This window comes from Mycoavidus cysteinexigens, assembly GCF_003966915.1.
Classification (GTDB): Bacteria; Pseudomonadota; Gammaproteobacteria; order Burkholderiales; family Burkholderiaceae; genus Mycoavidus; species Mycoavidus cysteinexigens.
On the sequence record NZ_AP018150.1, the window covers coordinates 740,477 to 763,008 of the forward strand.

Genomic DNA, 22,532 nt, shown 5'->3' on the forward strand with positions numbered 1-22,532 from the left:
ATTGAAAGATATGCTAAATATCAATAGGTCAAAGAATAACTTAGTATCTTTTCAATAGCCTAGGGCGACCACTGCGCAACGCTATCGGTTAGTGCGGTATCTAAGCAGAAGTAAAAATAGCGAGATTGCGTTCTGGGCTTTTGATATAGACCTGCCCGTCTTAATTTGGGACAAATGGGCGTTATCCGGTGAAAGTGAAACTTTAATGGATAGTGAATGATGCGCTCACAGATAGATGAATGTGAGCTATAGGGGAGAATAACTAGCATGTCGCCGATTAATCCAAGCCAAAGCGCTCAACCTTCCTTATCTTCGTATTTTCCTCAATTAGCCTCAGCTTTTGCGAATGCGGTACAACCCAATTCAACGGATAGGATTTGTGAGGCAGCAGGGTCAGTCATGCAAATCGACTATGGGTTGATTAATATTCCAGTGGTGGGATCACATAACGAAATCACCGTGCATTATCATTCAACGGCTTCAGATGCTCAGTTGTTACGAGAAATTTTGAGGCCGCTGCAAAGCATAGCCTTACAATCTAATGCCGCTCCACTCGCTAGTCTGGGGATTCAGCGGTTGCAGAAAAGATATTTGGATGGACTGCAGAAAGATGAGGAAATCAAAGATGCGTTGGCAATGTACGTCGCGCCCGAATGCACTCTAATTACGAATGTAAAGGAATGCTTTAGCCTGGAAGAGAAGGTAAGAGATTTCTTAGCTTCAAAAGAAAAGAAGGTGCTCCTTTTGTTGGGCGTAGCGGGTTCTGGTAAGTCAACCTTTAATCGGTATTTGGCACGTAGTCTATGGGAAGCATATGACAAGGAAGCCAATAAATCTGGTCAGACACCCATCCCATTATTTATTCGGCTATCAAACCTGAAAGATCCGAACACCAATCTTATTTCAGAGTACCTAAAAAAAGAGAAATTTACAGAAGAGCAGGTAGCTGAATTAAAAGAGAATTATCGCTTTATCTTTATTTTAGATGGCTACGATGAGATTAAAGATCGTACTCGCCTGTTCTATGTTGAGAATGAACTAGATGAATGGCAAGCCAAAGTAATCGTTACGAGTAGGCCAGAGTATTTAGGAGACCGATATGAACGTCAGTTCCACCCGAAAGGCCAAGCATATTTGCTTCAAACATATCAACTGGCGCCATTCTCTGATGTGACGATTGAGGAGTATATAAACAAATATAAAAGCTCATATCCAGAATTAGAAAGGAGTGTCGCGGAGCATGGAGAAATTCTAGAGCGATCTGAAGTCAAAGAGTTAATGCGCAATCCTTTTTTACTCAAATTGGCCTTGGGCGAATTACCAGCGTTGGCCGAGAGATACAAGAATAGCAGCCAACGTATTACTCGGCTTGCATTATATGACCAATTTGTGGAGAGTTGGTTTGCGCGTTCGCAAGATCGTTTGAGCGGCATTCGCTTAACTGATGCAGAACAGAAGGCATTTCACTTTCTAAATAAAGCTTTTATTAAGCATGGCACAAAATTCAGTAAGGATTTGGCAATAGAGATGTATCAAGCTGGATTGGTGCGCGTGGCGTATTCGGAACAGCTTTCCTATGATGAATCTAGCGCAGTGGCACAAGATTGGCGAGATAAATTTTTAAGTGAAAGTAATGAAAAGATTAAATTATTACGCTTTAATGCACCGCTGATCTGCCGCGATGATCAATATGAGTTTATCCATAAGTCGATTCCAGATTATCTTGTGGCACGAGCGCTGTGGGAAGAGTTCGACGTTCGTGAAAAAATAGAGCTAACTTCTTGGCTCAATAGATTAAACATCGTGAACGATCCTGCGATATTGCAGTTTTTAGCTGAGCGTGTGTGGCAAGAGCCGAAGTTAAAAAATTGTCTTCTAAGCGTGGTTGATCAATCTAAAGGAGAGGGCGGTGCTCAGCTTGAAAGAGGCGCGGCCAATGCGATCACGATTTTGGTCAGAGCAGGAGTGCCGTTTACCAAAGTGGATTTAAAGGGAATCCGGATACCAGGAGCGAATCTGAGTTACGGAGTATTTGATTCAGCGCAGTTGCAAAAGGCGGATTTAACAGGGGTCAAACTTGACAAGAGTTGGCTGCGACAGGCGAATTTAAGCGGAGCCCAGATGGCAAGGGTGCAGTTTGGCGAATGGCCATACCTCCAGGAAGAGGGCGCAGTATTATCCTGCGCATATTCACCGGATGGGGGAGGGCTCGCCACGGGTCTTGAGAGCGGTAAAATCGGCGTTTATCAGACGTCAAATTGGGAAAAAATTCATACCTTAATTGGCCATACGGCTGAAGTTTTTGGCATTGCATATAACCCGAAAGGTAATCAGCTTGCCTCGAGTAGTGAAGACGAAACAGTGCGACTGTGGGATGTCAAAATGGGGAGTACGTTGCACATCTTAAGTTTTCACGCGGGTTGGGGTGCGGTCCTTGCATATAATCCGCAAGGAGATCAGCTTGTCTCTGGTGGTTTCGAGGATAGAGTGCTGTTGTGGGATGTCAAGACAGGCACGGAACTTCAGACCTTAATCGGCCATGAGACTACAATTTTTAGCGTTGCGTATAACCTGACAGGTGATCAACTTGCTTCTGGCAGTAGCGACATGACGGTGCGACTGTGGGATGTCAAAACGGGTACTGGGCTTCATATTTTAAGGGGCCATGAGCAAATGGTTATGAGCTTGGCGTATTCGCCACAAGGAGATCAAATTGTCTCGTGCGATGATAACGGAATAGTGTTTCTATGGGATGTCAAAACGGGCGCTAGACTGTACACCTTAGACGGAAATACGGATGGTATACATAGAGTAATGTACTCGTTGCAAGGGGATCTTTGGCTTGTCTCAGGTAGTGTTGATGGCACAGTGCGGCCGTGGGATGTCAAAACGGGTGCGTGTCTAAACACATTCAGCGGCCATATGGGTATGCTTGTAAGCCTCGCATATAGTCCGATAGGAGATCAGCTTGCTTCAGGCGGTGGTGACGCCACGGTGCGGCTGTGGGATGCCAAAATGGTTGCTGAGCCTAATGCCTTCGGCGGACATGAAGATATCGTTAGAAGTGTAGTGTATTTGCCGCAAGGAGATCAGCTTGCTTCATGCAGTTTGGACAATACAGTGCGTTTGTGGGATGTTAAAACGGGCGCTGAACTTAAAACTTTAATCGATTATAAGACTGCTATTTTGGACATTGCGTATCATCCGAAAGGTGATCAATTTGCCTTGAGCAGTGCCGATAGTATAGTGTCTTTACGAGATGCCAAAACGGGCGCTGAGCTTAAGGCCTTCAGCGGTCATACGGGTAGTGTTTATAGCATTGCGTATTCGCCGCAAGGTGATCAACTGGCCTCGTGCGGTGAAGACGGCACAGTGCGACTGTGGGATGCCAAAATGGGCACTGAACTTAAGGTCTTCAGCGGCCATACGGGGGATGTTGATAAAGTGGCCTATTCGCCGCAAGGTGATCAACTGGCCTCGTGCGGTAAGGACGGCACAGTGCGGCTGTGGGATATCAAAACGGGCACTGAACTTCATATCTTAAGCCGCCATACGGAGGATGAGTGCGTTTTTAGCGTAGCCTATTCGCCGAAAGGTGATTCGCTCGCCTCATGCGGTGAGGACAAAACAATACATCTATGGGATAGCAAAACGGGTGCTGAAAACTATACTTTGATTGGTCATACGAATACTATTTTTAGCGTAGCGTATTCGCCAAAAGGCGATCTGCTCGCTTCGGGCGGTTTCGACACTACAGTACGACTGTGGGAAGTGGAAACGGGCGAGTGTCAGAGGGTGATTCAAGATTGTTCTATGGTAATAAGCTTAGACTGGAAAGAGGTTTTAGACGGCCAGTATCTAGCAATGGGCGGCATAGATAAGTCAGTTCGGCAGTGGAAAATCAAAAAAGAGGGGGGAGAATATAAGGAAACTTTTTGCTGGAGTACAGGACATGACTTCCTGACCGTGGGAGGGGCATTAATAGAAGGGGTAAAAGGGTTAAGCGAAGTTAATGAACGACTACTCAAGCAGAGAGGGGCGGTGCAGACTCAAATTACAAGCAAATCTTCGAGCGTGTCAGAAACTTTGTGTGAAGAGGAATTCATCTGATAATAGAAGTAATAAAAAAGGAATCCTATGACAAAGTTAGACGAAGGACTATTAGATAAAATCTTAGAAGGAGTAGATCCGTCGAATCCGCAATCGCTATTTACAGAGGCCGGGTTATTTGGTCAGCTAAAAAAAGCATTAGCAGAGAGAATGCTGCAAGCGGAATTAGACCATCATCTTGCTCAAGAGCGGAATGCGGGAGAAATAAAAAATAACTATAAGAATGGGAGTAGCAAGAAGACAGTATTAGCGTCTCAGGACAAGATAGAGTTGAATATACCTCGAGATCGGGAGGGGAATTTTGATCCACAATTGATAGCGAAGCACCAAAGACGCTTACCTGGGTTCGATGATAAGGTGATTTCCCTGTACGCAAGGGGTTTACCGGTAAGAGAGATCCAAGGGCATCTGACGGAACTTTATGGTCTAGAAGTCTCGCCAGACCTAATCTCAAAGGTGACCTCAAGCGTAATGGATGAGGTGACTGAATGGCAGAATCGTCCGTTGGAGTCCGTGTATCCGTTGGTATTTTTTGATGCGCTGCGAGTGAAGATACGGGATGAAGGCAGCGTAAAGAATAAAGCGGTTTACCTGGCGCTAGGTGTAAGATCCGATGGCCTGAAAGAAATTTTAGGCATTTGGGTAGAGCAGACTGAAGGGGCAAAATTCTGGCTTAGGGTGATGACAGAGCTCAAAAATCGGGGCGTGACGGATATCTTGATTGCTGTAATAGATGGGCTCAAAGGGTTTCCAGAAGCGATCACAGCCGCTTTCCCGCAAACGCAAATTCAGACCTGTATTGTCCATTTAATACGGAATAGCTTGGAGTTTGTGAGCTGGAAAGACCGCAAAGCGGTGGCGGCAGAATTGAAAACGATTTATCGAGCCACGACCGAAGAGGAAGCGGCTCAAGCGCTTGAAGCCTTTGCCAATGGCCCATGGGGCCTCAAATATCCGCCCATTGCTTCAATTTGGCAACGTCATTGGCAAGAAGTTATTCCATTTTTTGCCTACCCCCTGGAGGTTCGTAAAATCATCTATACAACGAATGCCATTGAAAGTCTGCATATGCGCGTGCGTAAGGTGATTAAAAATCGGGGCCATTTCCCTAACGACCAAGCCGCTATTAAATTAATTTATTTAGCCTTGCGCAATATCTCTAAGGAGTGGAAAATGCCTCCGATTATATGGCGAGCAGCTAAAATTCAATTTGCCATCTTATTTGGCGACCGATTTACTGTTTCTTTAGCATGAGACTGTAATTTCTTGGTGAGGCTTCCTCGCACACAAAAATAATGACAGGCTCAAATCTTCCGATTCGGGAAAATTATTTCAAAACCAGCTGGGCTTAATTAATCTGTCCTAGCCGAGACTTAATCTGACGTATATGAATCAGCAGTCTGATTGAACCAACACCCTGAAAGGGCTAACTCTTAGAACTGATAGCGCACCCAAACCAACCCCAGCGCTCCTTTTCTGCGTGGGATCGCTGTACTCATCAGCGAAAACTTCTTAAAACGTACTGAACCTATCGGCAATAGCACTGGCAAAGGTAAGTAACGAAATATATCTTCCCGTCCAGTCAACCCCACGGTAAAACCTCCACCTAACAAAATCGGGCCAATGGGTTTAGTGAACCATTGACGCGCATACCCAACAGTCGGCTGAAGATGCTTATATGAATCAATAAATGCAAAGGCATACAGCAAATCTTCATGCCCTCTAGCGTCAACCCAGTGCTTACCAACGCCCCCTCCGTACGCTCTAGAATTCAATTCTTTTCCGCTAAACATAGCGCCTGCATGCCAAGCATAACCCGTTAGATAAATATCCCAACTCCCCTCCTGATAAGGTTTGACTACATGCTGGCAGACAGAAGCAGCCCACGTGCCTCTAAAATTGCTATGCTCGTTAGCAACTGCACTTAACTGAAATACGATGGCTGTTGTTATAAAACAAAGAGCTTTATAAATTTTCATAGAATAAGTATGTGTGTATATTAAGTGCTGAAACAGCGCTGTATCGCTAAGCTTAGAAAAATCTGCCTAATTCCTACATTGTTATTACTATTTATCTCGCCTCTGACATTGTCCTTGAGAAACACCTCCCTTGCTGAAGGTTTAAAATTCAGTAAAGGAGAAAAGAGTTGTCAAAAATCAAATGGGATCGCGTTGACCGTATAAACCCTCCAGCTAAGGGATACGCTAAACGGGGACAAGGTAATAGGTCCCCCTATCAAAAGCTCAAACCCACCCCTTTCCCGCTATCAGCATGGGTTTCGACGTTTTCGGAAATGCCCAATTTCAGACCTCCTTGCTGCGTAATTTTCGACCTATTCAAACATTAGGTTATTTTGTTGGTGCCAACGTGTATCAGCAGTTACAGTATGCGCGGCACTCCAATATTTATGGGAGCGATTGAATTATCTCTGCTTGTGAAGCGCCCCGCTGCCTCAGCAATGCTCTATTGTCAGGAGTTAAATTACGTGCAGTTTCAATTAATGCGCCTGTAGCTATCAAGTTATCTTGCTTTAAAGCCCATTCTAATCTAACTCGAATTATTTGGCTCGAATTATAATAAACCCGCCAAAGGTGAATATTACAAAGTTCGCTAGTAGCAAGCATAGCGAGGCCATCCGGGCTATTCCGCCAAACAATCGAGGTGACAGATTGAACAAAACAGGTCAATATCTTTTGGCAAGCGTCTGAGTAAACAGACCATAATCTCACTGTATGATCTTCACTACCCGATGCTAGCCACTGGCCATCTGGCGAAAACGCCACGCTATCTATTTTACCTTCATGCCCGATATAGGTGCGCACGAGAGGTCGGGTATCTAATACACCCCATAGCTTTATAGTACAGTCATAGCTGCCAGACGCTAGCCACCGGCTATCAGGCGAAAAAGTAACGCTACTCACCATATCTTGATGTCCTTCATACCTATGGCCTAAAGAATCGTTACCTGATAGGTTCCATAGCTTTACTGTATCTCCGGCGCAAAAAGCGAACCATTCCCCATCGTTCGAAAATTCGGCACTCAACACCCCACCCTCAGGCTCTGTATATGCCTTTGCGCGCGTCCGGTCACCCGAAATGTTCCATATAATCATCCTTCGGTCCACTCTTTCGTCCAAACTGCCAGATACTAACCTCTGGCCATCGCTCGAAAACGCGACACTACACACAGCCTCCTCATGCCCGCCATAAGTATACACAAGCTCTTTAGGGTCCGAGACGCTCCATAGCATCACTGTGCAATCCCAGCCACAAGATGCTAATAACTGACCATCACGCGAAAACGCAACGCTCGATACCCAATGCTTATGTCCTTCATACGTGTGTACGAGTGATCGAATGCCGGATATTTTCCATAGTTTCACGGTGTTATTAGAGGCGCCGTACGCTAGCCACTGACCATCATACGAAAATGCGAGGTTACCAATCGAAGGAGATTCATCTGCTCTATATACACGCGCAGGTGGTCGGGCCCCCGAAATGCTCCAAAATCGCACCGTATGATCCCCGCTGCCAGACATTAACCACCGGCTATCAGGTGAAAACATGAGGCTATTTACATCATGCCTATGCCCTTTATATGTATGTTCGGGTGTCTCAGCACCCGATACGCGCCACAGCTCCACACTCCTTTCCCCATGATCTGAACCGTCAAATGCCAGCCACCGACCATCACGTGAAAATGCGACACTAAGCGTTATATGCGCGCTCTTAGCGTACGTATAAGCGAGAGTCCGACTGCCCGAAACATTCCATAGCTTCACCTCTCCCCCCATATGGCTAGAGGCCAGCCACTTTCCATCATAGGAAAACGCGATACTCCATACACTACCGTCAAACATGCCATGCAAACTAGATTGGTCGTCCAGCTCGTGCTGTATTTCATTTTCATACGTGTGTATAAGCGATCGAGTACCCGAAACATCCCATAGCTTTATTGTTTTATCACTGCTGCCAGACGCCAGCCACTGGCCATCGCACGAAAAGGCGACGCTCCTTACCATATCTTCATGTCCAGTATATGTGTAAATAAGAGGAAGAGGCTGGGTATCTAGCAGATTCCATAGTTTTACCGTATGGTCAGCGCTGCCAGACGCTAGCCACTGGCCATCCGGCGAAAATGCAACACTATGCACTCTCCCCTCATGACCGAGATACGTATCCATAAGTAATCGTGCTCCCGAGACGCTCCACAGCCTTATAGTATGATCATCACCACCAGACGCTAACCACTTGCCATTAGGCGAAAACGTGACACTTTCCACCTCTCCCGCATGCCCCAAATATGTATGAGTCCATTGCAAATTCTTGGCGTCATAGAGCTGAATAGTATTTCTTTCCGCTATAGCAAGCCAACGGCCCTCCGGCGAATAACAACAAGCTTGAACGGCCCCTGCTACTTCCAAAGTGCGCCTTTCACCAAACTCCACGCCAGCCAAATCCGCATTATTCAAATTCGCCTCTCTTAGCCAGGCATGGTGTAAATTCACCTCTCTTAAATCCGCATCCTTAAATTCTGTATAGTCAAATACTCCATAACTTAAATCCGCTCCTCGCACCCGTATCCGATTGAAATCTTTGTCATTTAACAATACTCCGCTTTTCACCAATAGCGTTAACGCATTAGCTGCCTTGGATTCCACTTCCTCTTGTTTCGAGCGCTCCACCCAATTCAACAGCTTTTTTTCCAACTCAGGCTCTTGTTCAATTCGCTCTTTTAAAAATTCAAATATTTCCGAATTCTGCAAAAGAAGTAACAGTTTAAAAAATGTTGGTTTTTCTATGATTTGATCAAGTTGCCCTGATTTTCGTAAATTATCGAGTTGGCTCCATGCGAAATGGCCGAGATCAGCATCTGATTGAGCCAAAATAGACTGATATTCATGCGGAATATTGCGCAACAGCAGGTGTAATTTGAGCGCAAGAGAGTCGTCGATTGGTTCGCCGTTGCGAGTCGCCGTCATTAATGCTTGATAATATGATTTTCTATCATGCAGATCTAAATAATCTTCTACTTCTTCTTGTATTTCAGTTGGTAGTGAACGTAATTGAATGGGTAAGGATTTTTGCGCTACGGAGTAGCCTGAAATAGGAGATAGCATAAATATCCCTCACGTTAAATTACAGCTGCTCCATAGCCCCGATTCAGGCAAGAATTTGGATCAACCTATAATTAGAATATATGATCAAAAAACTTCGATAAACTCAAGTACTTAAATTGTGCAAGCACAATACAAACAAATGTAAAGCTTGCCTATTAAGACAAAACTTTATCAAAGACCATTGCTGTATATAGAATAGTCACACAATAAATTTTCCCAAAACTATTTTTTATCTTTTGTTAAGGATAAATTTAAATTTTCTGAGTAAAATCGAGTGCCAACTTACTGCATCCTATGCAGTTTACAGAGCTTTAAATTATTTTCTGTTATCAAATTTGGGGAGTTGAAGCGGCTACCAAATCGGCGTTTGTTGTAAAGTTAATAAATCCGTAAAAAAGTTTGGATTCAAAAGCTTCGCAAAGCCTCATGTGGTGGGGGGGATTACCCGTTCCGCAATTATCTCGTAAATAAGTAGATTACGTCCGTCATGGGCTTAAATAGCCTCTTCCTTGCGGAGCGAAAAGAGTAAATTTTCAATGCTAAAATTTGCTTAAATTCGAGGGGGAAATTGACGATTGCGGCCTAATTTCTACTTTTAAGTTCCCTTAAAAATGGGGAATGACCACCCATCAAAAAATGATAACCAGTATGTTGCCAATAAATCAAAGCAAAAGCACTCAACCTTCTTTAACTTCATCTTTTTCTCAATCAACTTCGGCTTTCTCTAATACAGTGGCTCGACCAGATTCAACGGATAGAATCTATGAGCCGGCGGAATCTGTCACGCAAGTTAGCACGGGCTTGGTAAGTATCCCTGTGAGCGGTTCGAATCACCAAGTCGAAGTGCATTATCATGGAACGCCTCTAGACCTTAGGTTGCTAGAAACTTTAATACAACAACAAAACTTAGTGTTGCAACCTAACACCACCTCCCTGGCTACATTGGGTGAGGGTATCAAAACGATGCGCAAGACTTATTTATCGGGTCTGCACGATGACGAAACGATACGCGATGCGTTGAGCTTGTATGTTGCGCCCGAGGGTAAAGCTGTAAACAGCGGCGAATCGGGAGAGCGGTTTGATTTAAATAGTAAATTCAATACATTTTTAGAGTCGGATAAAAAAGTTTTTTTACTGCTAGGCGAGGCGGGTTCAGGGAAATCGACGTTTAATCGTTATTTAGCCCGCGATTTATGGGAGAAATATGAGCAGGCTAATGAGAAAAAAGATGAGCGCATTCCAGTATTTATACAGCTGACGACACTAGAAGACCCGAATAAAAATCTACTCACTGAATTTTTTTCTGAGGAAGGCTTTTCAAAAGAGCAGATCCAACAGTTACGGCAAAGCCGGCGGTTTATCTTTATTCTGGATGGTTATGACGAGATCAAGCATCGTCAACGGGCTTTTTATACGGATAACAAACTCGATAAGTGGGATGCTAAAGTGATAATCAGTAGTCGCCCCGAATATTTAGGGGCGAGTTATCAAAGCAAGTTTTATCCTTCAGGTCAAGCCAGAGTATTTGAAGAGTGCGAGCTAGCGCCATTTTCCGAGAGTGCTATTGAAGACTATGTAGAGAGACATATTAGACATGCTCAAGACCCCAAATGGAATGCGGATCAGTATCAAAGTGCTTTAGCGCATCCAGATTTACAGGCGCTGATTGGCAATCCATTTTTACTTAAGATTGTGCTACAGGTGTTGCCATCGTTGGGTTCGGAAGAGGGCTCTTCTAATCAGAGGTCATATACTCGAATTGCACTTTATGAGCAGTTTGCGAAAAACTGGTTTGACCGCTCGCAGAATCGGTTACAAGGGATTCAGTTAACTAAAGAAGAGCAAAAAACATTTAACCGTTTAGCCGAAGAAGATTTTATTCAGCATGGCATTCATTTCAGCCAAGAGTTTGCCCTTGCGTTGTATGAAAAACAAGTTCTCGTCGCAACGTATTTGCCATCAGCCCCAGACCAGGCGCAAGAATGGAGGAATTTTTTAGGTAACGACGATGAAAAGAAGCGACTATTACGCTTTAACGCGCCGTTATCCAGGCAGGAAGATCAATATCGGTTCATCCATAAATCGTTAAGAGATTATTTTGTAGCGCGAGCACTGTGGGAAGAGCTTGCTGCTGGTGGCAAGATTGAAGCTTTTTCGCGGTTCAACAGATTAAATATCGTGAACGATCCAGCGATCTTACAATTTTTAGCAGAAGGTGTACGGCAAGAGTCGCAATTAGAAACTCGGCTTTTAAGTGTGGTTGAGCAATCTAAAGGAGAAGAGGGTGCCCAGTTTGAGAAAGCTGCTGCGAATGCGTTGACTCTTTTGGTAAAAAGCAATGTGCAATTAATCAACAAAGATTTCAGCGGAATACGGGTACCTGAAGCAGATTTAAGTTATGGATTATTTGACCATACTCAATTTAAAGGTGCAGATTTAAGAAAGGTGAATTGGAGGGGTGCTTGGCTCAGAGGAGTTAATTTAAATGGAGCCGATCTCAAAGGGGTGGAGTTAGGTGAAAGGCCGACTTTAGAGATGGGAGGTAAAGTGGACGCTTGCTGTTACTCGCCAGATGGTGATTGGTTTGCTGTCGCAGGGGATAGTGGCGTTATTCAGCTCTATGAAACCGTCTCTATGCAGAGGGTACATACTTATGAGGGACATAAAGAAAAAGTGACTAGTGTTGCGTTTTCCAAAAATAGCCATTGGTTGGCCTCTGGAAGCTACGATTCTACAGTGAAGTTATGGAGCATGAACGTATTGGGCTCGCGTAGACTCGCATACACCTATAAGGGGCATGAGAAAGAAGTGGCCAGTGTTGCGTTTTCCCCCAATGGCGATTGGTTAGCGTCAGGAAGTTGGGATCGTACTGTAAAGCTGTGGGGCGTATTGGACCCGCATGGACTTGCGCACATTTACAAGGGGCATGAGAAAGAAGTGACTAGTGTTGCGTTTTCCCCAGATGGACTTTGGATCGCTTCTGGGAGTTCTGATTGTACAGTGAAGCTATGGCATGCGTTATATGTGGATGAGCCCGCATATACCTATGTCGGGCATAAGGATGAGGTCGCTAGTGTTGCGTTCTCCCCGAAGGGTGATTGGTTAGCGTCTGGGAGCTACGATAATACGGCAAAACTGTGGAGTACGTCAGGCACGCGTGAGCTTGCGCACACTTATGCGGGACACGATTTTCTTGTGATGAGTGTCGCATTTTCCCCGGATGGCCATTGGTTGGTCACCGGAAGTATGGATTTTACGGTGAAATTGTGGGATGTATTGGGCGTGCGTAGACTTGTGCATACCTACGCTGGACACGAGGAGACGGTGAATAGCGTTGCATTTTCTCCTGGTGGCCAGTGGGTCGCATCTGGCGGCGATGATTGGACGGTGAAGCTATGGAGTGTGTTGAGTACGCATGAGTTTAGGCATATCACTGATGCAGGGCATAAGGGTGCGGTGAATAGTATCGCGTTTTCTCGAGATGGCGATTGGCTGGCTTCTGGAAGTGATGATAAAACGTTAAAGTTGTGGAGTGTATTGGGTGCGGGTGGGCTTAGGCATGTCGCCACTGCCTGGCACGACTGTGTGGTGAATAGCCTTGCGTTTTCCCCAAATGGCGATTGGTTGGCGTCTGCCAGCGATGATGAAGCGGTGCTGCTGCTGGGCCTTACATCTAGTGCTCAAGAGCTTACAGATACCTATGTCGAGCATGAGGAAAATGTGACTAGTGTTGCGTTTTCCCCAAATGGCGATTTGTTGGCATCTGGGGGTTGGGATAACACAGTGAAGCTGTGGAGTTTTATGTCTGGCACTTGGAGTTTTGTATGCGCCTTTAAGCATGATAATTGGGTGAGGGGGATAGCGTTTTCTCCTCATGGCGATTGGCTGGCGTCTGGAAGCGACGATAAAACAGTAAAACTGTGGTGTGTTTTGTCGAGGAAGCTTGAACATACTTATAGCGGGCACGAGTCTTTAGTGATGAGTGTCGCATTTTCTCCGAACGGTCTATGGATTGCGTCTGGAGGCGATGATAAGAGTGTGAGGCTATGGGGAGGATTGAGTCCACGTGAGCTTCTGCATACCTATTCCGGGCATTGGCAGGGAGTGAAGAGCATTGCGTTTTCTCCTGATAGTGATTGGCTGGCGTCTGGGAGTAACGATAATACGGTGAGAATTTGGTCTGTTCAAAAGGGAGATTGCCAGGCAATAATTCGAGGTTTTATCGGGCCTGTCTATTCAGTTAAGTGGAAAATCATGCCGGATGGAAATTTCATGCTTGCTACTGCAGGGCTTGATACAACTATTCGTTTTTGGCGAATTCTTCGTGATAGCTTAGGTGAAATAGATCAAGTATTGTTAGAGTGGGCTTCGGAGCAAAGAACCTTAGTCGCTTCGGATGCATTGATTGGAGCAGCGCGCAACTTAAGCTCTGAAAATGAGGCATTGCTGATAGAGCGAGGTGCCATAGATTTTTTCGAAGAGGATTCGGATAAATCATCCTCTGAGTTGGGCGAGCTTGGTGAGGTAAGCTTAGAGTCGGATGGCGATGATTTTACTGAATCAGATACGAATCGATATTCGTGGCCTGAGGGGGAATTAGTTGAGGAGGGGGCGCCTGACACTGAATCTTCCGCGAAAAAAAGAGTTCATTCTACAAGTTCAATCCCTTCAGGGATAAATAGAAAGAAAGGAAAGGGCGATGATAGTTTCCTATGAATGCTTTGTAACTTGCCGGTGACGCGTTCTCAGTCTAAACGCCTTAGCGGACATCGGCAGTAGATGCATCGGCTTTGACCATGGCAACCGAAATGTTGTCGGGTCCTCGGTTAAATTCGGGAAGGTCAACGCTGGATTTCGCGTTAGGGAAAAGGATGAAACACTGACTTGCAAGCCAGTGGCACATACTTTTTCAGCACCGTGGATCCATGCTGGCGCACTATGCTCATGAGTTGGGGCCGAGACAGGCCAATAAGTGGATTAAGTTTTATCAGCCATCATGGCGTAACTGCTACGCAGAGGAGGGCGTATCGACTTCCTGATGAATAGAAGATACACGTGGTAAATTCGATTGACAATACCCATGCGGATGGCATCGCCACTACAGTATAATGTGCAACCAGCCTTATGCGTGGGTAGTTTTCACAACGTGTCCACTGCCATGTTTATCAAAAAGAAATTGATCGGATAGCGAGTAAAAAAATATTATTTATGAAGGATATAAGAAATTTTTCGATTATCGCCCATATCGATCACGGCAAATCCACGCTTGCTGACCGTATCATTCAGTTGTGCGGAGGTCTTTCTGCACGCGAAATGGAAACTCAAGTGCTGGATTCAATGGCGCTGGAGCGCGAGCGCGGCATCACGATTAAAGCGCAAACCGCGGCGCTGACTTATCGCGCGCGTGATGGCGAAACCTATTATCTCAATTTGATCGATACGCCAGGGCATGTGGATTTTTCATATGAAGTCAGTCGCTCGCTATCGGCGTGCGAGGGCGCTTTATTAGTGGTTGACGCCAGTCAAGGGGTTGAAGCGCAAACGGTCGCGAATTGTTATACGGCCATTGAACTTGGCGTCGAAGTCGTGCCGGTATTGAATAAAATCGACTTGCCGGCAGCCAATTGTCCACAGGCCATTGAAGAAATTGAAGAAGTAATTGGGATTGACGCCGCCGATGCAGTGCGCTGTAGCGCAAAGACGGGCGAAGGCGTAATCGATGTATTAGAAGCGTTAATTACAAAAGTACCGCCGCCAGTCGGAGATCCGCAAGCGCCGTTGCAAGCGTTGATTATCGACTCTTGGTTTGATAATTATGTTGGCGTGGTGATTCTGGTGCGCATTGTGAATGGCACTTTGCGCCCCAAAGATCGGATTGTGCTGATGGCGACCGGAGCCCAGTTTCCAGTTGAGCACATCGGTGTCTTTACGCCAAAATCTCAAGCTAGAGAATCGCTCTCGGCTGGGCAAGTGGGTTTCATTATCGCCGGCATTAAAGCACTGACTGTAGCTAAAGTAGGGGATACGGTCAGTCATGCAAATAAACCGGCACTAGCGCCGCTGCCTGGTTTCAAGGAAGTTAAACCACAGGTGTTTGCTGGTTTATATCCAGTTGAAGCCAATCAATATGAAGCACTGCGCGAATCGCTTGAGAAACTTAAACTCAATGATGCATCGTTGCAGTATGAGCCGGAAGTTTCGCAGGCGTTAGGCTTTGGTTTTAGATGTGGCTTTCTTGGCCTGCTCCATATGGAAATTGTGCAAGAGCGGCTAGAGCGCGAGTTCGGTATGGATCTGATCACTACTGCGCCGACGGTGATATATGAAGTGAGGCAAAATAATGGCGAGCTGACGGTGGTTGAAAACCCCGCTAAGCTGCCTGAGCCCTCAAAAATCGAAGAAATCCGCGAACCGATCGTCACCGTGAATCTCTATATGCCACAAGAATATGTCGGCTCGGTGATTACGCTATGTACGCAAAAGCGCGGCATGCAAATCGATATGGTCTACCGTGGCCGCCAAGTTCAGCTCATTTATGAAATGCCCATGGCTGAAATCGTGCTAGATTTTTTCGATAAACTTAAATCAGTCTCGCGCGGCTATGCTTCAATGGAATATGAGTTTAAAGAATATCGTCCCGCCGATGTGGTGAAAGTCGATATGTTGATTAACGGCGAGAAAGTGGACGCGCTATCAGTCATTGTGCATCGCTCCCAAAGCCAGTTTCGCGGGCGTCAGGTAGCGGCCAAAATGCGCGAAATTATTCCGCGCCAAATGTATGATGTAGCGATTCAAGCGGCAATCAGCTCGCATATTATCGCGCGTGAAAATATTAAAGCATTGCGTAAAAATGTGCTGGCGAAATGCTACGGTGGCGATATTTCACGGAAAAAGAAATTGCTAGAAAAGCAAAAAGAGGGTAAAAAGCGAATGAAACAAGTTGGTAGCGTTGAAATTCCGCAAGAAGCATTTCTTGCCATTCTTCGTGTAGAAGATAAATAAAGTCGCTATAAGAGTAAATTTTCATGAATTTTGCCCTGATTCTTTTTATTTTGGTGCTCGTAACGGGGCTTGCTTGGCTAGTTGAAAAAATAATATTGCTGCCGCGCCGCCGTCAGATGGCCAAGCAGATACTCGAAGAATACGATCGTCAACTGGAGCAGTTCGATAGCGTGACTGACAGCATGACGGCGACGCGGGCTCGGCTGCATAGAGACGCATTGCAGCAACCCTGGTGGCTTGAATATTCAGCCAACTTTTTCCCGGTTATTTTGGTGGTTTTTTTACTGCGCTCTTTTGTCGTCGAGCCGTTTAAGATTCCGTCTAGCTCCATGCTACCTACCTTGCTAGCAGGCGATTTTATTCTAGTGAATAAATTTAATTATGGCATGCGCTTGCCGGTATTGAATAAAAAAATAATTGAAAACCGTAATCCAGAGCGTGGCGATGTGGTGGTGTTTCGTTACCCCAAAGATGAATCGATTGATTACATCAAACGGGTGATCGGCGTGCCCGGCGATACAGTTGCGTATCTAGACAAAAATCTGACCATCAACGGTCAGGCTGTGCGCCAAACTCCATTGCCGGATTATTTTGACGAAGAACGGATAAGCTACGCTAAGCATTACCAGCAAACCATCGGCAATAAAACAAACGCAATTCTAAACAGCCCGGGCGCGCCCTCGTTTATCATCGGCGCAGATGATTTTCCGTTCCGGGACCAATGCACGTATAGTAACGATGGCGTAGTCTGCAAGGTGCCGCCCGGTCACTATTTTGTGATGGGTGACAATCGAGACAACAGTGCAGATAGTCGTTTCTGGGGCTTTGTGCCGGATCGTAATTTGGTTGGTAGAGCTTTCTTTATTTGGCTTAATTTTAGCCATTTGAAACGAATTGGCTATTTTAATTAATGGTGTGATTGTTCTTACTGGCAGATATGGCATCTGACCAAAAACTGCCCGCCACCGCTAGGTGTTTTAGCCGTGCGCATGGGTTGCGTTATACTTAGCGTTATGCCCTTATTCTCGCTAGAAAGCCGGCTGCATTATGTATTCCGTAACAAGGGATATTTGCAGCAGGCTATGACCCACCGCAGCCATAGCGCAAACCATAACGAACGGCTGGAATTTCTCGGCGATTCGATCTTGAATTGCACGGTAGCGGCGCTGCTATTTAAACGCTTCTCGACATTAAACGAGGGCGATTTGTCGCGGGTGCGTGCGAATTTAGTGAAGCAACAGTCGCTTTATGAAATCGCCAAATCGCTCAATCTTGCCGAAGCGCTGCGCTTGGGCGAGGGAGAATTAAAAAGCGGTGGCAGCCGGCGGCCGTCGATTTTAGCGGATACGCTTGAGGCCATTTTAGGCGCAGTTTATTTAGATGGTGGCTTTGCCGCTGCGCAAACTGTAATTGAAAATCTCTATGCGCCGATCGTTGAGCAGATTAACCCTGAGACGCTAGGTAAAGACGCAAAAACTCTCTTGCAAGAGTCTTTGCAAGGCCGCAAAGTCCCGTTGCCGCACTATACTGTAGTGGCGACTCGAGGGGCTGCCCATAGCCAGCAGTTTGAGGTTGAATGCGCGGTGCCTCTGTATGAGATAAAAGTATTTGGCGTTGGAACCAGCCGGCGCGCGGCTGAGCAAGCTGCGGCAACGTGTGCGTTAGAAGCGCTGCAAATTTTGCCGGCCGCGGCGGTCGCTAAACCAAAGCGCGAAAAACACGCACGCCAGCCAAAACCCAGTGTGCTGGGTAAAACAAAAGTAAAGTTGTAATCGAATTTGAGAAGTGATAATGAATCTTTCTACTGATTTCCATTGTGGCACGATTGCGATCATTGGTCGGCCCAATGTTGGCAAGTCCACTCTGCTGAATGCGCTGGTCGGCCATAAAATCAGCATTACCTCGCGCAAGGCCCAAACCACGCGGCATCGAATCACCGGCATTCGAACTTTGCCTGATGCACAATATATTTTTGTCGATACGCCTGGTTTTCAGACTCAATATAGCGGGATGCTAAACCGATCGTTAAATCGCACCGTGGCCGGCGCAATTCATTCGGTTGATCTCGTATTGTTTGTGATTGAGGCCGGGCAGTTTGGGGTAGAAGACCAAAAAGTGCTGGATTTGATTCCGCTCGAGGTGCCAACACTATTGATCATAAATAAGCTCGATCGGATGGCGGACAAAGCCAAACTCTTCCCGTTTTTGAAAAAAATGGGCGCATTGCGCAACTTTGGCGAGATTGTGCCGCTCTCAGCCAAGCGCGCGGACGATATGCAGAAATTACTCACCCTAGTGCGCCCCCGTCTGCCGCTAGGTGAAGCCATTTATGCTGAAGATGATTTAACCGATCGTAGCGAGCGTTTTCTCGCGGCTGAAATTTTGCGCGAAAAAATCTTTCGCTGGACCGGGGATGAGCTTCCCTACACCAGTACGGTGGTGATTGAAAAATATGAACAAGAAGGTCGCTTGCGCCGCATTTTCGCGACGATTTTAGTTGAACGCGATAGCCATAAGGCAATGCTGATTGGGAGTAAAGGCGAAAAGCTAAAACAGATCAGCAGCGAAGCCCGCATGGATATTGAAAAATGCCTTGACGCTCGGGTCTATTTAGAGGTGTGGATCAAAGTCAAAAGTGGTTGGGCGGCTGATGCGGCGAGCCTAAAATCATATGGCTATGAATGAGGCAGCCCCGCTACTTCCGGCAACGCTCGCACAAACCCTTTCAAGCCAACCTGGTCAGCGCACGGCGATGCGCCAGGAGCGCCGCGTAGCGGAGCAACCCGGTTTCGTATTGCATAGTTACCCACATCGTGAAACGAGCGTAGTGATCGATGTATTGAGTCGTGATTACGGGCGGCTTGCATTAATTGCAAAAGGCGCTAAGCGCCCTTATTCAACTTTGCGCGGCGTGCTACAAACGTTTCAACCTTTAGCGCTCTCCTGGGCTGGCAAATCGGAACTACGCACACTCACCGGTGCTGAATGGGTTGGCGGCATGCCGCCGCTAGCGGGTCATGCGTTGCTATGCGGTTTTTATGCGAATGAACTCCTGCTTAAATTCTGTGCACGTGAAGATCCATGTGAACGGCTTTTTGACCATTATGTATTAACTTTGACGCGGCTGGGCGCTGGCGCGCCGCCAGTGCAAGCGCTGCGTTCCTTTGAGCGGATCCTCTTGCGCGAGACAGGCTACGCCAGCGCTTTTGATGCTCTTGCCGGTACGCGTCAGCCCGTGGCTGCAGATGGGACCTATGTCTTTGATCCAGAGCGGGGCGTACGCGTGGCGCATGGCACGGAACCTGCGCAGTGGCCGGTGATCGCGGGGCAAACCTTAATCGATATGGAGCGTGACGAATATACGCGCGCCTTAACCCTGACGCAAAGTAAGCAACTGATGCGTTTTTTACTGCATCACCATCTTGGGGGCGCGGTGCTGAATACGCGCCAAATTTTGCTCGATCTACACACGTTATGAGCCTTTTGTTTCCCTCTGCTGTTAGCCCTGACTTGGGGGTCAATATTGACCATGTGGCGACCTTGCGCAATGCGCGTGGCGTCAACTACCCTGATCCGTTGCAGGCGGCGCTAGCGGCTGAAGCCGCCGGTGCTGACGTGATTACGCTCCACTTGCGCGAAGATCGTCGGCATATCCGCGACGCGGACGTGCGTGCTTTGCGTCCATTGTTGCAAACTAGAATGAATCTGGAGTGTGCGCTGACGCCAGAAATGTTGGCGATTGCGTGCGCTATCCAGCCCCAAGACGTATGCTTGGTGCCAGAGAAACGGCAAGAGTTAACCACCGAAGGCGGCCTTGAGATCGCCGGTCAGTTGAATCAAATCAAAACCGCGTGCCGCCAGCTTGCAGAGGCAGGAATTCGCGTGTCACTCTTTATTGATCCCGATGCCACCCAGATCCACGCAGCGCGTGAAACGCTGGCGCCAGTGATTGAGTTGCATACAGGTCGTTACGCGGCAGCGTGTAACGCAGACGAGCGCGCCCTAGAGCTTGAACGCATCGCGCGCGGGGCGGAACTTGGCGTTGCGCTTGGACTCAAGGTCAATGCTGGGCATGGGTTGCATTATTCAAATGTGCAGCCGATCGCGGCCCTGGCTAATATTGCGGAGCTTAATATCGGCCATGCAATTGTCTCTCATGCCTTATTCGTTGGCTGGGAAAACGCCGTGCGCGAAATGAAAGCGCTGATGGTGACTGCGCGGCTGGCCGCACAAACCCAGGCTTAGGGAGGATAAATGATCTATGGAATTGGGACGGATATTATCCATCTAGAGCGAGTCGCCGGCGTGCTTGAGCGTACCGCTGGCCGTTTTGCAGAAAAAGTGCTGGGTCCAGATGAATTGGTAAAATATCGTGCGCGCGCGGTGCGTTCCGAAGTGCGTGGGCTGGCTTTTCTGGCTACGCGCTTTGCCGTCAAAGAGGCCTTCTCCAAAGCGATTGGACTCGGTATGCACTGGCCCATGACTTGGCGTGCGCTGCAAACCCTGAATGAGCCAAGTGGTCGCCCGATTGCGGTAGCGCTTGGGGAGTTGGCGGATTGGTTGGCTGCGCGGCGCATTCAGACCCATGTAACCATCAGTGACGAGCGTGAATATGCGCTTGCCTTCGTCATTGCCGAACAAGATAAAACCCATGTCTAATCCGTCTGCTTATACGTTAGGGCCTGTGGTGCTGGATGTTGCAGGCACTGAATTGACCGATGAAGAAATCCGCCGGCTTGTGCATCCGCTCACCGGGGGCGTTATCTTATTTGCCCGCAATTTTCAGAGTCGAGCGCAGTTGGTGGCGCTAACGGCGCATATTCGCGCGGTGCGCAGCGATTTACTGATCACGGTGGATCATGAAGGCGGCAGGGTACAGCGCTTCAAAACTGATGGCTTTACGCCGTTGCCCGCCATGCGCCGTCTAGGCGAGCTGTGGGAGCAAGATATGTTGCTCGCAGCCCGCGCCGCAACTGCGGTGGGCTATATCTTAGCTACGGAATTGCGCGCCAGTAACATTGATTTGAGCTTCACACCCTTATTGGATTTGGATTATGGGCAATCAAAAGCGATTGGCAATCGGTCTTTGCACCATGATGCACGCGTGGTCGCGTTACTGGCAAAAAATCTAAACCATGGCCTTGCATTAGCGGGTATGGCCAACTGCGGCAAACATTTTCCGGGTCATGGTTTTGTTGAAGCGGATTCACATTATGCCATGCCGGTGGATAACCGCGCGCTGGCTGATCTTTTGCACGATACGCAGCCATACAGTTGGCTAGATTTATCTCTCACCGCTGTGATGCCGGCGCATATCGTATACCCAGCAGTGGATGTGCGGCCGGCGGGTTTCTCAAAAATCTGGCTTCAGCAAATATTGCGTGACCAGCTCGGCTTTACCGGCACGATTTTAAGCGATGATTTATCGATGGAAGGCGCGCGGGCGATAGGTGGCTTCGTCGAGAGCGCGCAAGCCGCGCTGGAGGCGGGTTGCGATATGGTGCTGGTGTGTAACCGGCCACAAGAGGCAGAGCGTGTGCTGTCTGAATTACGTTACACGCCTTGCGCCATTTCAGCGCGCCGGATTCAACGCCTGGCCGCGCGTGGCGAGGCATTGCCTTGGCATGAGCTTAAGCAACATCCGCAATATCTAGCGGCGCAAGCATTATTAGCCGAGCTTGCGCTTTGAAAAAACCGTGCAGACCATCCTTGGTCTTCACGGCTTACGATTGATTAGGCGCGGCTACGATACTCATGCGTGCGCGTGTCGATTTCAATCTTATCCCCAATATTGCAAAAAAGCGGTACTTGAAGCTCCATCCCAGTGGAAAGTTTTGCGTTTTTTAGCACTTTGCCCGATGACGTATCGCCTTTCACCGCAGGTTCAGTATAGATAATCTCACGAACTAAGATTGTGGGTAATTCAACTGAAATTGCCTTGCCATTATAGAAAACCACGTCGCACTTCATGCCTGCCTCAAGGTAATGCAATGCATCCCCTAAATTTTCTTGCTCGACTTCATATTGGTTATAGTCAGCATCCATGAATACATACATCGGATCGGCAAAGTACGAATAGGTCACTTCTTTTCGTTCCAGCACAATATCTTCAAATTTATCATCTGCTTTATAAACAGATTCCATGCCTGCGCCGGTCAGCAAATTGCTCATTTTCATTTTAACCACGGCGGAATTACGGCCGGATTTATTATATTCAGTTTTTTGCACCACCATTGGATCGGAGCCGACCATGATGACGTTGCCGATGCGGAGTTCTTGAGCGATTTTCATAAAAGTCCT

At 47.2% G+C, this 22,532-nt stretch carries 13 protein-coding genes and 1 pseudogene; 11 read left to right on the forward strand and 3 right to left on the reverse strand.

Annotated features, from left to right (window positions below):
• Nucleotides 1-267: 267 nt before the first annotated feature.
• Nucleotides 268-4,110 carry an NACHT and WD40 repeat domain-containing protein gene (locus MCB1EB_RS03320; protein ID WP_126353855.1) on the forward strand — a complete coding sequence of 1,281 codons (3,843 nt, stop codon included), beginning with the start codon at nucleotides 268-270 and terminating at the stop codon, nucleotides 4,108-4,110.
• Between the two features lie 27 nt (nucleotides 4,111-4,137).
• Entirely contained in the window at nucleotides 4,138-5,364 is a 1,227-nt protein-coding gene (locus MCB1EB_RS03325; protein WP_126353856.1) for an IS256 family transposase, read from the forward strand.
• A gap of 179 nt (nucleotides 5,365-5,543) precedes the next feature.
• On the opposite strand, the gene MCB1EB_RS03330 is transcribed toward MCB1EB_RS03325, so the two are convergent.
• Nucleotides 5,544-6,089: a hypothetical protein gene (locus tag MCB1EB_RS03330; RefSeq protein WP_045362993.1), complete on the reverse strand. Its 546-nt coding sequence runs from the start codon at nucleotides 6,087-6,089 to the stop codon at nucleotides 5,544-5,546.
• Between the two features lie 426 nt (nucleotides 6,090-6,515).
• Nucleotides 6,516-9,230 carry a WD40 repeat domain-containing protein gene (locus MCB1EB_RS03335; RefSeq protein ID WP_052393775.1) on the reverse strand — a complete coding sequence of 905 codons (2,715 nt, stop codon included), beginning with the start codon at nucleotides 9,228-9,230 and terminating at the stop codon, nucleotides 6,516-6,518.
• Nucleotides 9,231-9,878: 648 nt separating this feature from the next.
• On the opposite strand from MCB1EB_RS03335, the gene MCB1EB_RS03340 reads away from it, so the two are divergent.
• From MCB1EB_RS03340 to nagZ, 9 genes and pseudogenes are all read left to right on the forward strand, one after another.
• Complete coding sequence (locus tag MCB1EB_RS03340) at nucleotides 9,879-13,946, forward strand: NACHT and WD40 repeat domain-containing protein (protein WP_161566168.1); 4,068 nt, start codon at nucleotides 9,879-9,881, stop codon at nucleotides 13,944-13,946.
• Nucleotides 13,947-14,438: 492 nt separating this feature from the next.
• A complete protein-coding gene (gene lepA, locus MCB1EB_RS03345) occupies nucleotides 14,439-16,232 on the forward strand; it encodes a translation elongation factor 4 (protein WP_045362990.1) in 1,794 nt (597 codons plus the stop codon).
• Between the two features lie 23 nt (nucleotides 16,233-16,255).
• Nucleotides 16,256-17,143, forward strand: a complete 888-nt coding sequence (gene lepB, locus MCB1EB_RS03350) for a signal peptidase I (RefSeq protein WP_045362988.1) — start codon at nucleotides 16,256-16,258, stop codon at nucleotides 17,141-17,143.
• Nucleotides 17,144-17,245: 102 nt separating this feature from the next.
• Nucleotides 17,246-17,968, forward strand: a pseudogene (gene rnc, locus MCB1EB_RS03355) (ribonuclease III); the annotation flags it as partial.
• Nucleotides 17,969-18,023: 55 nt separating this feature from the next.
• On the forward strand, nucleotides 18,024-18,917 hold the full coding sequence (era, locus tag MCB1EB_RS03360) for a GTPase Era (protein WP_026920954.1): 894 nt from the start codon (nucleotides 18,024-18,026) through the stop codon (nucleotides 18,915-18,917).
• Entirely contained in the window at nucleotides 18,910-19,710 is an 801-nt protein-coding gene (gene recO, locus MCB1EB_RS03365; RefSeq protein WP_232034141.1) for a DNA repair protein RecO, read from the forward strand. Before era ends, recO begins: the two co-directional genes overlap by 8 nt.
• The gene (gene pdxJ, locus MCB1EB_RS03370) at nucleotides 19,707-20,477 is read left to right on the forward strand and encodes a pyridoxine 5'-phosphate synthase (RefSeq protein ID WP_045362986.1); all 771 of its coding nucleotides are present in this window, start codon (nucleotides 19,707-19,709) and stop codon (nucleotides 20,475-20,477) included. The genes recO and pdxJ overlap by 4 nt, the downstream gene beginning before the upstream one ends.
• A 9-nt stretch (nucleotides 20,478-20,486) precedes the next feature.
• The gene (gene acpS / locus MCB1EB_RS03375) at nucleotides 20,487-20,891 is read left to right on the forward strand and encodes a holo-ACP synthase (protein WP_045362984.1); all 405 of its coding nucleotides are present in this window, start codon (nucleotides 20,487-20,489) and stop codon (nucleotides 20,889-20,891) included.
• Nucleotides 20,884-21,921: a beta-N-acetylhexosaminidase gene (gene nagZ / locus MCB1EB_RS03380; protein WP_045362982.1), complete on the forward strand. Its 1,038-nt coding sequence runs from the start codon at nucleotides 20,884-20,886 to the stop codon at nucleotides 21,919-21,921. The genes acpS and nagZ overlap by 8 nt, the downstream gene beginning before the upstream one ends.
• Before the next feature lie 44 nt (nucleotides 21,922-21,965).
• Here the strand turns inward: nagZ and efp are convergent, their stop codons facing one another.
• Nucleotides 21,966-22,523: an elongation factor P gene (gene efp / locus MCB1EB_RS03385; protein WP_026920950.1), complete on the reverse strand. Its 558-nt coding sequence runs from the start codon at nucleotides 22,521-22,523 to the stop codon at nucleotides 21,966-21,968.
• Between the last annotated feature and the right edge of the window lie 9 nt (nucleotides 22,524-22,532).